We start from the raw sequence: 11,206 nt of genomic DNA, 5'->3' as shown, positions 1-11,206 counted from the left end.
GAGAAAACTCATAAAACAGTGCCGCCTGTGCTTCTTGTCTAGGCCCCATCATCGGCATTAATCCCCCGCTTCAATAGGGAAATTGAATCAGTGAAACGGCATCCAATCAAGAAGACTTTTTCAACGGAATAAGCCCATTTGTATGTACCGGCTGCTGTTCGCAAGTGATCAATTGCACGTCTTCAGGAAGTCGCTCATATGTATCCGGCCTTTGGATCGGCTTGTTGATTGCCGTGGCCCTGTACCAAATTCCTGTGCCCATGTTTGCTGGAATTAAATGCATAGAGTGGAATCTGACCCGCTCGATTCCATTTGTCGTATCACCCCTCCTATCGACCCCCCATGGGGTCCGCCTTTCCCCCGTTGAGATGCTGTTCAGAAAACTTTTTGGGTTTTTCAAACAGAAATCCCGAGTTCAATAAATTGCTCAAGTAATTTCGAAATAGTGACTGAATTCGCGATAGACTGTATTGGACCGGTACATATAACTCCCTTGCTTGTTGGAAAATGACATCTATCAGTGCAAAACCGATTTATGCGTAAACTGTATCGAGCGCCTTAAAGAGTTCCAATATAAACCGGTTGTCATCATTGGGCGATGCGCTCAATGATGTCTGTAATGATGACGTCGCCAAGCTCATCTAGGGTTATGGCATGGACATTGTATCGGTGGACCATCGCCAGTTCCTGTGTTGAAACCCGGGTCAGTGTAAGGGTCAGGCGGGTGGATTGATCGGAGCAGAAAACAACTTTCTCCAAGGTAAAGACCTGGCTAGTCAGGTCCATGGGCAGGCTATTCGGATCACCAATGACAATGCTGCTGCCGGGGATATCTCGCAACGCGCCCTGGATGGTCTGATCGAGTGTCGCATTCAGGTCGACCGAGCAGCCATCAAAGCCTGGTTGATCGAGACTAAGAACGAAAACCGGACCAGCAAGCTTGTCCGGCACTCGCGGAAGAAACCAGAACCATCCGGCCGCCACCAGAATTACTGCGACTGCAAGTCCCCGAAGCATAAGCATGACATATCTTTTGCCATGAACGCGTTTGGGCAAATATTGGGCTGCCTGCGGCTCTGAAACTGCGCCGACTGATGGTTTCGTGGAGGGGGCGGTCTGCTTCATCCTCCGGATGGCCAACGCCACTAGCTTATTACGAAGTTCGATCATGTGCGCTTCGGGTTCGATATCCAGTTCTTCCATCAGGGCGCGCTGATAACCGTCAAAAAGCTCTTCGACTTTGTTCGCCTGCCCGCGCTCGGCAAATTGTTTCATTGCGATCGACACGATGCTCGGGTTGGTTCTGTCCACACGCAACGCCTTGCGCAGTGTCACGTCAAATGCAGCCAGTTCATTTCTTTCGGCTTCCTTGATCAGAACATCGGCACACAGGGAAGTGAACACCTGGCGCAACTCTTCGCGTCGATTAAATAGCATCTGGTCAAACTGGTCGGAAATGGACGAAAAACTCGATAGTAGATCGCCCTGGTAGAGGGAAATCGCGTCCCGATGCGCGTCTCTGTCGCGCTGGGAGGCAAGTTCGGTGAAGCGAAACACGTCAATCGACGATTTAGGAATATCCAGCGTCAGAACGTCATCCCGCACCTTTAGGGCGTTCCGCAATTCAGGTGTCAACCCTTGGCGCAGGTTAAACAGGTTGGCCCGCAAGCGTTGCCGGGCGGTTGCCTGATCGCATTCTGGCCACAACAGATCGGCGACATAATCGCGCGACAGCCAATCTCCACTTTGCAATAGTAAGATCACGAACAGGGCACGCTGAATGGGGCCTGTGATGCCTGGCCCGCCTTCGCCCTCAATCTTGATACCACCGCCAGTTAACAGCAGATATCTGCAGACCCCCATTCCGCCCCCAAACTTTGTCATTCGACAGGTCCGAACCATTAGTTCAGTCCGTTGCCTCATCAGTGTATTTTACAATGTCAAAGTCCAGCCTTGGAAAGAAGTTCAAATTCAAGACTTTGAATTTCGGGGTCCTGCGCGGAAGGATGGAGAATCCATTCTGATGCAGAGAATGTAGGAACCATGGTTTTGATCTGCTGGGCAATCCTCCGCGCGTCATCTGTCCGGTCTGCTGCTGAGTAAGCAGCTGCAAGCTCAACAAGACGGACGAGGGAATCTTCTTCGGGCGGAGTCGGTTGCTCCAGAATTGCAATTGCGGCGTCGACATTGCCATCAACTCTCAGCGCCCGGGCATGAATCCAATTGTAGAATTGTGGATGGCCCGGGCTAAGCTCTTTTGCAAAGGCGATGGCTTCCAGCGCACGTTCAGTTTTTCCGACAAATGTATAAGTATGCGCCAGTACCGCCCAAACATCGGCTGAGCCGGGCAACAGCTTTGACGCGGCTTCGCCCGAGGCGACCGAAGCGTCCCAAGACCCTTCGAGCAATAGCAGCAAGCCTTCAATAGCTTTGCTCATACCATCATCAGGCCGGTGGCGCAGAATAACGTCAATATGATTTCGCGCTTCAGTGATGGAATTTTCAGGGTTTGGCGACAATCCAAATCGCACCAACAGCAAATGATACCAAGCCAAGCCGCGCCTGGCACTGATATAGTCAGGGTCGATTTGTGATGCTGCCTGATAAGCCACATTGGCTTCAGCAAGCATTCTGGGGGTCAGTTTGATCAGTTTGCTGACTCCGTGGGCGGCGTAAAGCCAAGCCTGCAGGTTGTCCGTATCGTCCAGATATTGAAGCCGGTTTCGTTCAGCGGTGTTAAGGTCGATTTCAAGTCCGCTGAGTACCCGCAGCGCAATCTCATCCTGCAGTTCGAACGCCTCGGTCACCGGGCGTGTAAACCGGTCTTGCCAGATGTCATGACCAAGTTCCGCGTCTAGGCATCGTACAAACACTCGTACATTGGCGCCGTCATGCTCAACAGTGCCGGAGATCAGATATCTCACGCCCAGCTCTGCCGCAAAGTCTTGTTCACTACGTTCAGACTCGCCATTGGCATTCACCGGGGGTGTCACAACCAGTAGCTTGCTGGCGGTGACAGAATATAGACCATATGTCACGCCAATGGTGACGCCGCCCGCCAGGTTTCGTTCGATCTGGGTGCCGTTCAGGCTTTCAAACGGCCAAACGGCAATTTTCGGGGCCTGAGAGAACGGGACGGTAATGATCGTCTTCAGGTAATTGCGGAATTCGGGGAAGACTGCAAAAGATCCAAAAAAGATCAGTGCGCCTAGTGCCAGCCCAGAAATCAACGCAAATCCGATCCGTCGTCGCGCTTTCCGCGCCGATCCTGTTCTGTTTGGTGCAGACTGCAACGCGGAAGCCGAGATAGATGAATCTATCGGCGGCAAGTCGGCAGGGAACTCGGCGAGCCTGTTTTGAAGCTTCTGCGCTGCACCTGAAAACCCCCCAGCGGTTGCTATTGCGTGAGTGATCAGATCAGTGATCTGGTGATTAAGGTTGCTTCTGAGTACTGCGATCTCGGCGTCAAACGCCTCCGAGCCCGATCGAAATCCGTCCATAAGCTCACCACGGCATATTTCTAGGACGATAGCGGCAGAAGGTTTGGTCGCCCGGGCCAGCGTCTGCAACTCGTGAATATCTGTCCTCAAATCCGATGGACGGAGCGCAATCGTGTCCTGACTGGCAGAGATTATTTCGTCGGCGGAAGGACCTAAGGCCCTTTTGATGGCAACCAGCGCCTGTCTTAGATTGTGCCGGGCGGCGGAAGTGTCTGATGACGGCCAAAGCAACCGCGCGAGGTCAAGTCGGCTCACCGGCTTTTCTTGCACAGATAGATAAGCAAGGATCGCGATTTGTTTAGTGCCCAATTCGTTCACCAGATCGCGACCTGCCCATGGCAACGAGATTGCGCCAAGAAGTCTCCAGATATCTTTATTCAGAGCAGTGATTTGCTATCGCCTTTCCGATCCCTCAATTGGGTTCAGATTATCTGCGGATTTTGACATCTCAAACACTATTGATTTTCCAAATGACGCCCAATGTACGGAATTGACGTATTTTGACGCTTTCTTTGACGCTCGATTGGCAGCGTCATTGACGCTTGAGGAATAGGATTATTGTATAATTACAGTATCTTAATAAAAGGGGATACGGAATGTTAAATACAATTAACGCGCTGGATCAAGTCTGCAAAGCATATAGTGGAAACCACCCTTTACCGGATCATCTGCGGGATTGGGTTGCGGGTTCTATCGAGAAATTTCTGGATAATGATTGTAGCGACTTGAATGCCGCATTCGGAATTCAACAGAGTCGCGGCGGGGTTCCTTGGTGGCGCGAGAAAGCCATTCGGGAACGTAACATCGCAATTTGCGAATTGGCTGAAACGTATTTTTTCAACCAGAGGCCTGCAATGCAAGCCCGCAATATTCATCTCTTGATGGTGCGGTACGAAACCACCAGCTGGCCACGCGACCGTCAAAAGGTCGAAATGCCAAAGCAATATAAGAGAACGCCAAGAGAGCTTATCTGGCGAGCCTTCCGATCGGGCGCGAAGATGCCAGTTTCAGAGCGGCACTTGCGAAACCTCATCGGTCCCACCCGGTGACGAAATGACGGTCTTGGTGCCCATCGTCAATGTTGTGGGCGCCTCTGCTGGAAAATTCGAATTCTTCACAAAATTCCAAGTCTTGAATGACTAAGGGGACAGACATGCTTTCTTTAACACAAATGCGTCCGAATAATGGATCGCTCTCGAAAACGCTGAAACTCTTTGCCGCTTCTCTGATCGTCGCCGGATGCAGTCAAAATACCGGGTCATGGAACGAGGTCAGCCGGCTGGATACAAACCATCTGCAAGAGCTCGGCTATGCCGCGGTTCAAGGACGAGGGCAATCAGAGTCTGCGACCGGGACGGCAGACGTTATGCCCCTGATTGACGGCAAAGAGGCATTTGATGTCTGGCTCGACACACTGTCATCGGCGGAGCGCTCCATTGATCTGAAAACCTTCATCTTCAGCAATGACGAAGCCGGAGAAATTGTGGCGGCAGAGTTGATCAGGGCTGCGAACCGGGGCGTTCGGGTGCGATTGCTGGTCGACGACTTCTTCCATTATTGGGGCGGGACCAATCTGTCGGTTCTGGATCAGCACGAAGGAATTGTTGTTCGGGTTTTCAATCCGATCAATCGTGTACTTCCGCCGCCCTTCAACTATCTGCTGACGTTCGATCAAGCCAATGCGCGCATGCACAACAAAGTATTGGTTGTCGATGATTCATCCGCGATCATCGGCGGGCGCAATGTGGGCGACGAGTATTTTCACATGAACACGTCAGACTATTTTACCGACTTCGATATACTCGTGAAGGGCGCACCGGTTGGGCATTTAAAACAGTCATTTAACGCGTTTTGGAGCGATAAATTGGCGGTTCCGTATTCAAGGTTTGCGCGCACAAATCCCCGACGACATGAGACTCCTGAGACCCGTAACTTCGCCCAGAACGTTGCGCAGATTTTACAAAACCCACGGGACAACGATCGGCAGCGACAGACATCTCGGACATTCCGTGCCGAAGTGATGACCAAAGTGGATGCCCCGGACAAACTACGTGCCTCTGCGATTGAGCGAGAATATGTTGTCGCCGACGCGGTTCTTCGATCAATTGCAGGCGCCGAAAGTGAGGTCGTGATAGTCACTCCTTATTTCATCCCTGAAAAATACGGGGCTGAAATGTTAGAGCGGCTGGTTCGTCGTGGCGTTGATGTGCACATTTTCACCAATTCTCTTGGGTCTACCAACCATCCGTCAGTTCATGGGGGATACTTGCGCTATCGCAATCGGTTGCTGAAAGCTGGCGTACGGATTTATGAGCATCGTGAAAACATGGCTGCCGCATTTGATGATGACCAAACCCGACATCAGCCAAAGATCAACATGCATACGAAACTGACATTGATCGACAGGCGCTATGCGGTGGTCGGCTCGCCAAACTTCGATCCCCGTTCTCTGAGAAAGAACACAGAATCCGTGTTGTTGTTGGACAGTCCTGAAATGACTGACTGGCTGTTGTCGGAAGTGCGCCAAACCATCCGTCATGCCGCTTATGAACTGCGACTTGATGAGGACTCGAGCGTTGTGTGGGCTTACTTTAAGGATCGGGTTGAGGCGGTACGCAAATCCGAACCCAGCGGTGGGTTTTCGGATATCTTGGTCTCGACGTTCTTTACGATTGTTCCAATGGATTCAAATTTGTAAATCGGGCATCTCTAATTCACAACACATCAGCCGCGCCGGGATCATCTGAAACTGGCGCGGTTTTTGTTGCGTGCCAGTGCCAGGCGATAGAGCCCCAACGATCCACGCTCGAATCCCAACACAAACCGTTGAAATCCCCTGATATAAGATCTTACACGAACAGATCCATAAGCACGGGCCAGGTCATCACGGCGCGCCTGCAAGCGCGCCAGCCAGACGTGCAAGGTTCGAATATAGTCATCGGGCCGATTTTCGATGTAGGTGGCACTAAAATGCCGATCCGCAGCCGCCAGTACCTGATGCAATCTTGGCAGATTACTTTCTGGGAACAACTCGGTTGGTAAATGACGTGCTTCGTCATTTGGATCCACATCCATCCAGCCGATGAACTGCAGTGAGACCTTCCCGCCTTCTGTTAGATTCTGATCACAGAAGTCAAAGAAACGTTCGTAGATGCCGATTTTCTGAGTGGGAGAGATATCCGGCCGCGCAAAATGTTCTAGCGCTCCGATGGAAATGACCGCGTCGAATTGCGTGGTAAACTGTGTTTCTTGCCAGTTGGAATGGACGACGCGAATTGAGGGATTGTCCATGTGTTGGCCTATCCACGCCACCTGTTCCAGTGACGGTGTAATTCCAATAGCTGCTGAGAGATTTCTTTGGATAACCGCATGGTAGAGCAACGCGTCCCAACCACAGCCGACATCCAATAGTCGATCCTGCTCTTTCAGGCCGGTCGCCTCCAAATGCCAATCCAGCTTTCTGACCTGCGCATCAAGCAGCGTCGTTGCTTTATGCTGCGTAATGGGCCAACGGGCGGCAGAATAGATGAGATGCTTGTCGAGCCAAGCGGAATAAAACGAATTGCCAACATCGTAATGCGCCTGGATCGCCGCCCTTGACGCGCCAAGCCGGGCGGCCGCGCCGGAGAGTTGTGTCATGCAACCAGCCCGTGTTGGACATCACCCGTTGGTCGGGCGCGTTTGTTCTTGATCAGGTCAATGTAGTGACGCTTGCGTCTTTGAAACTCGCTGGCATTGTAGACTTGAGAGGCAAGCCATCTAAATCCCTGCTCAAGTTCGCCGACACTCATGTTCTTGGGGTGGTAGTTGACATCAAACAGGGTGCACCGGTCCCAGAATCGATCCTGCAAAAGTCGCCCTTCGTGGAATAACCGGTGATAGAGAGGCGTACCGGGAAAGGGTGTCAGTACGGTCAATTGGACCTCCAGCAGGTTTGACACTGCGATGAAATTTCTCAGCTCCTCGAATATCGCGGGGGTCTGGGTATCGAGGCCCAAAACGAAGGTTCCGTTCACGCTGATCCCGGCAGCTTGAATTCGGGTGGTTGCGGCCAGATAATTTTCGAACCGCTTTGCTTTCCAGTCATGCGGATCAAGACCGCGAAGCCCGGCCTGAGTCGGGCTTTCCAATCCGATCAGAATCTGGCGACATCCGGCCGCGTACATCAGGTCCAAAAGCTCGGCGTCCTCGGCAACCGATATGTCGGTTTCGGTGAACCAGCGCAGCCCCAACGGCATCATTTTGCGTAGCAGTTCTTTGCCCCATTTTTTGTTCACGAATGTATTGTCGTCGGCGAATTCGACAAAGGGAATGTCGACCGCCTCGGTCACCCTTTTCAGCTCGTTAATCACACAATCCACCGGTTTTTGTTGAAAGCTTGATGTAATCCGCAGACTTGCGGCGCAAAACTCGCAATTGATCGGGCACCCTCGCGACGTCTGAACCGTGACCCGATTGTAAGGTCGCCCAGCCAACAAGTCGAAACGAGGCGTCACGTAGTTATCGGGCGCGAAGACACCCTTGCGCAACCCGTGATATCTGCGCTTCATTCGCCCGGCCCGAAAATCAGCGACGAGTTCGGGCCACGCGCCCTCTGCCCCGTCAACGACGATGGCATCTGCATGGTGTAGGGCTTCATCCGGCATCAGCGATACATGCAACCCGCCCAGAACCACTGGAACGCCCATGGCGCGGTATCGGTCGGCCAACCGATAGGCGGCGTCAATCCGTGCGGTGAAGGAAGAGATGCCCACCAGATCGAAATGCTCAAGCTCTGCATCATCCGATTCTGCATCATACTCGATATAGGAGACATCAATGTCGGGCGGCGTCAGCGCTGCGACGGTCAGCAGACCAAGACTTGGCAAAGAGGCAATAACCTTCCCGCGGCTGACGAATTGCGGCAGCGTCACGCCCAGCTCTGCAAGTTCGCGCGTGCGCACCCGCACGCCACTCATGGCGATCAGACCGATCCGCATCAGGCTGTCTCCTTGATGTCAGGCACTATGTGGTGCAACGCAACTTCGATCAGGTCAGCGATGGTGTTCGTATCTCCGACCTCGAAATCTTCCAGAAATGTGTCATAGATCTCCTCCAACTCAGCGATCAGTTCCAGTCGGCCCAGGCTGTCTAGGCCGACAGCCTCTGATAGATCAGCGTCGATCGGGATAGCGCTGACATCCTGAAGCGTGATTTTTGTCAAAGCATCACGGATTTCATATTCGAGTTCGTGTTTTGTCATGGGGTCCTCCCTGAAAATAACGAAGTGACGAGTACGCCATCGTGCAAAAGGCAAATGTGAGCGACAGTGCCGGAAACGCGGCCAAATATTTGAAGGGTTCCCAAAACGCCGCTGCGATCAGGATCGGCGACATGGTGATATTGCCGAAGACCATCGCGCGCAGCGCGTGTCGGTTCAGTTGCGGCGGGGCAGGAGCGGTCCGAACCTGACGCAGTACCATCAGGTGAAGCATCCCCAACGCGAAGAACGCAATATGAGCCAGCCGCAGAAAGCGGCGTGGTAACGCATCATAGGCACCGATCACTTCGGGCGCCGGGAACGGTCCACCAAAGGACCAGAGCCCCATAATCAGGCCACTAATTGCCCCCAGCGCAATTGAGGTCCATGCGACGATTGCTGAAAATGCCTCGGCCTTTGTCTGCGAACTGGTTTCGGAAGTTTGTATTGCGTCAGAACGGTCCCAATGGGTCGCGCCTAATCTAATTTCACGCAGTTTGGTGTGGGCTCTCGAGCTGGGCATGGCCTGATGGCTCCTTACAGATCGGATTCGTGTCTTTATCTGAAACATTGATGTTTAAATCGGAAATCCAAAGGCATCCGCGTTTCCTAAGCTGTAGTCGCAGCAGGCATATCGAAGCCGGTCATCGCGAAATTCGTCTCTCTTTGGATTTCCTGCCCAGCCCCCAAAACTACTGACCTGCAGACAAACCGGCGCAGAGATTGCGGTTAGCCTTCAAAATCACTTAACGCGCTGATATATAAAGGAATCTAAAGATGAAAAATGTAACCCTACTGATAACTGCATCGTGTTTCACGATTTCAGCCTGTGCAAAAGACCCAGAGAAAATCGCCGCCGTCACCATGGATGACACAAGCTATTCAGGTTATTCATGCCAACGGCTCTCCCAAGAAGAAACCCGCCAATGGCAACTGCTACAAGCCCTATCCGCCGATCAAAAGAAGGCACAGAACGGAGACGCATTAGGTGTATTCCTCTTGGGCTTGCCGATTTCCAGCATGTCAGGATCTGATAAAGAAACAGAAATCGCCGTCGCCAAAGGCAGGCTAGATGCGCTGGACCGGCGACAGGTTGCGAAAAACTGCCCTGAAACGGCCGTGGATGTTGAGCGGCGGGCCGTAGTAGTTGCAACCGCAGCGGCTGAGGACGATGATGCATAGCATAAACGTCTGTTTACTCGTCAGAACCCGGGTGCTGACAATCGGGTTCTGATACGCTCGGTTGAAAAGCTGTTAACATCGGATTGGGCTGGACTTATGTTCAGCCCAATCTCACTTGTGAACATCTGAAGGTATCGCCTCTACGCCGTCTCAAGCAGATTTGTTTGGCGCGGTGAGAGCCTTTCTTCGCTGCCCCCAAAAAGGCCATGATCTGACGTGCAGAACATTCCGTAACGGTGTTTTCACCACAAGGATCAGAAATCCGATCGACAGAAGACACCAGACCGCCGGCATCTCATTGGGGTCATTGGTTGTGAGGCTCGCCAAAAATGGCCCCATCAACAGATGGTACAGTACCAACTTCCACGACCCGATCAGGGCGGGCACAACGAACATAGCAAAGACATATGTGCCAAACCCGTGCCCAACCAGAAGTCCGATAGCCCGGTTTTCGTTAACAAACACGCTGTTGATCTCACCCAAATTGTTCAGAGGAACCTGCCAGGCGATATGCCAACTGCCGGAGACAGAACACATCTGATCTCCGCACAAAATGCGCCCGGCCAGACAGGGCCCGGTCCAATCAAACGGGTAAAGCTGTATCAGCATGAATGCTGCCGATATACCGGCAGCGGCAAAAGCAATGCTCCCCATTTTTCTGCGTCTCTCCGGCGGAATGAAATACAATGCCATCGCAACGCCGAAAAATGGCTGAAAGCAAATGTGCAGATATCCCAGCAGCGTCGCCACCTGATTTTGCGGTAATCCGCACTGATCGATGACTGTATAGGTGTATCCCTGCAAGAGCTCCATCAACGAAAAATATGCGAGAGGAGACCAAAGCAGCGGGCTTTCCTTTTTCGAGGCAGCATACACTGTGGTTCCCATCCCGACCGCGGCCAGAGTGAAAGAGGCTTCACCGCTCCAGCACATGCGGATGCTCCTCTGTTCTGTATGTTTTCAAAATGTTGTGGGGCTCGAGAGGTTCGATTCCCCAACCTAGGGTCTCTTTGCAATCGTATATGGCGTGCAACAGGAGGTGATTATGAAGTCGGAACATTTGAACGAGCCTATGAAAAAGTGCTGTTTCCTAGCCATCAAAGTTGAATAGTGTCTCAGGAAGTTCAAAGCCCTATGGATTTCAAGGAGCGTAAAAAAAACCTTATTCAGATGTACCAATTCCACTCCGTCAAACGCAGACACGCTCTTCGATCCGTACGGTGGATCATGGCCAGCGATGTGTCGCTGTCATGGAATACAAGCAAGCATTGGTGCCATTAGTAGG

General features: G+C 52.3%; 10 protein-coding genes. 3 read left to right on the top strand and 7 right to left on the bottom strand.

Annotation, left to right across the window (positions count from 1 at the left end; translation table 11 throughout):
* Positions 1-588: 588 nt before the first annotated feature.
* A complete protein-coding gene (locus AC2D8P_RS08860; protein WP_484702073.1) occupies positions 589-1,884 on the bottom strand; it encodes an AfsR/SARP family transcriptional regulator in 1,296 nt (431 codons plus the stop codon).
* Between the two features lie 56 nt (positions 1,885-1,940).
* Positions 1,941-3,755, bottom strand: a complete 1,815-nt coding sequence (locus tag AC2D8P_RS08855; protein WP_484702071.1) for a hypothetical protein — start codon at positions 3,753-3,755, stop codon at positions 1,941-1,943.
* Between the two features lie 341 nt (positions 3,756-4,096).
* On the opposite strand from AC2D8P_RS08855, the gene AC2D8P_RS08850 reads away from it, so the two are divergent.
* Both AC2D8P_RS08850 and AC2D8P_RS08845 read left to right on the top strand, forming a co-directional pair.
* Positions 4,097-4,549, top strand: coding sequence for a hypothetical protein (locus AC2D8P_RS08850; RefSeq protein WP_484702069.1), 453 nt, complete (start codon positions 4,097-4,099; stop codon positions 4,547-4,549).
* A 104-nt stretch (positions 4,550-4,653) separates the two neighbouring features.
* Positions 4,654-6,198, top strand: coding sequence for a phospholipase D-like domain-containing protein (locus AC2D8P_RS08845; RefSeq protein WP_484702068.1), 1,545 nt, complete (start codon positions 4,654-4,656; stop codon positions 6,196-6,198).
* 41 nt (positions 6,199-6,239) lie between these two features.
* Here AC2D8P_RS08845 and AC2D8P_RS08840 read toward each other — a convergent pair whose 3' ends face one another.
* From AC2D8P_RS08840 to AC2D8P_RS08825, 4 genes are read right to left on the bottom strand one after another with little or no spacing between them, the layout of a single operon-like run.
* Complete coding sequence (locus AC2D8P_RS08840; protein ID WP_484702066.1) at positions 6,240-7,139, bottom strand: class I SAM-dependent methyltransferase; 900 nt, start codon at positions 7,137-7,139, stop codon at positions 6,240-6,242.
* Positions 7,136-8,479: a B12-binding domain-containing radical SAM protein gene (locus AC2D8P_RS08835; protein WP_484702064.1), complete on the bottom strand. Its 1,344-nt coding sequence runs from the start codon at positions 8,477-8,479 to the stop codon at positions 7,136-7,138. Before AC2D8P_RS08835 ends, AC2D8P_RS08840 begins: the two co-directional genes overlap by 4 nt.
* Positions 8,479-8,742: an acyl carrier protein gene (locus AC2D8P_RS08830; protein WP_484702061.1), complete on the bottom strand. Its 264-nt coding sequence runs from the start codon at positions 8,740-8,742 to the stop codon at positions 8,479-8,481. Before AC2D8P_RS08830 ends, AC2D8P_RS08835 begins: the two co-directional genes overlap by 1 nt.
* Positions 8,717-9,262 (bottom strand): hypothetical protein, encoded by a 546-nt coding sequence (locus AC2D8P_RS08825; RefSeq protein WP_484702060.1) that lies wholly within the window; start codon positions 9,260-9,262, stop codon positions 8,717-8,719. Before AC2D8P_RS08825 ends, AC2D8P_RS08830 begins: the two co-directional genes overlap by 26 nt.
* 254 nt (positions 9,263-9,516) lie before the next feature.
* Here AC2D8P_RS08825 and AC2D8P_RS08820 point away from each other — a divergent pair, with 254 nt between their 5' ends.
* Entirely contained in the window at positions 9,517-9,921 is a 405-nt protein-coding gene (locus AC2D8P_RS08820; RefSeq protein WP_484702058.1) for a hypothetical protein, read from the top strand.
* A 150-nt stretch (positions 9,922-10,071) separates the two neighbouring features.
* Here the strand turns inward: AC2D8P_RS08820 and AC2D8P_RS08815 are convergent, their stop codons facing one another.
* Positions 10,072-10,854: a DUF5765 domain-containing protein gene (locus tag AC2D8P_RS08815; RefSeq protein ID WP_484702057.1), complete on the bottom strand. Its 783-nt coding sequence runs from the start codon at positions 10,852-10,854 to the stop codon at positions 10,072-10,074.
* Between the last annotated feature and the right edge of the window lie 352 nt (positions 10,855-11,206).

This window comes from Roseovarius sp. YIN77 (assembly GCF_057219155.1).
The sequence above is the reverse complement of the archived record's forward strand: the minus strand, read 5'-3'. Positions and strand labels throughout refer to the sequence as shown.

What these genes read in the sequence shown, in the direction of transcription:
- AC2D8P_RS08825 (WP_484702060.1), bottom strand. Translation starts at nt 9,262, where the DNA reads ATGCCCAGCTCGAGAGCCCACACCAAACTGCGTGAAATTAGATTAGGC.
- AC2D8P_RS08830 (WP_484702061.1), bottom strand. Translation starts at nt 8,742, where the DNA reads ATGACAAAACACGAACTCGAATATGAAATCCGTGATGCTTTGACAAAA.
- AC2D8P_RS08815 (WP_484702057.1), bottom strand. Translation starts at nt 10,854, where the DNA reads ATGTGCTGGAGCGGTGAAGCCTCTTTCACTCTGGCCGCGGTCGGGATG.
- AC2D8P_RS08835 (WP_484702064.1), bottom strand. Translation starts at nt 8,479, where the DNA reads ATGCGGATCGGTCTGATCGCCATGAGTGGCGTGCGGGTGCGCACGCGC.
- AC2D8P_RS08845 (WP_484702068.1), top strand. Translation starts at nt 4,654, where the DNA reads ATGCTTTCTTTAACACAAATGCGTCCGAATAATGGATCGCTCTCGAAA.
- AC2D8P_RS08860 (WP_484702073.1), bottom strand. Translation starts at nt 1,884, where the DNA reads ATGACAAAGTTTGGGGGCGGAATGGGGGTCTGCAGATATCTGCTGTTA.
- AC2D8P_RS08850 (WP_484702069.1), top strand. Translation starts at nt 4,097, where the DNA reads ATGTTAAATACAATTAACGCGCTGGATCAAGTCTGCAAAGCATATAGT.
- AC2D8P_RS08820 (WP_484702058.1), top strand. Translation starts at nt 9,517, where the DNA reads ATGAAAAATGTAACCCTACTGATAACTGCATCGTGTTTCACGATTTCA.
- AC2D8P_RS08840 (WP_484702066.1), bottom strand. Translation starts at nt 7,139, where the DNA reads ATGACACAACTCTCCGGCGCGGCCGCCCGGCTTGGCGCGTCAAGGGCG.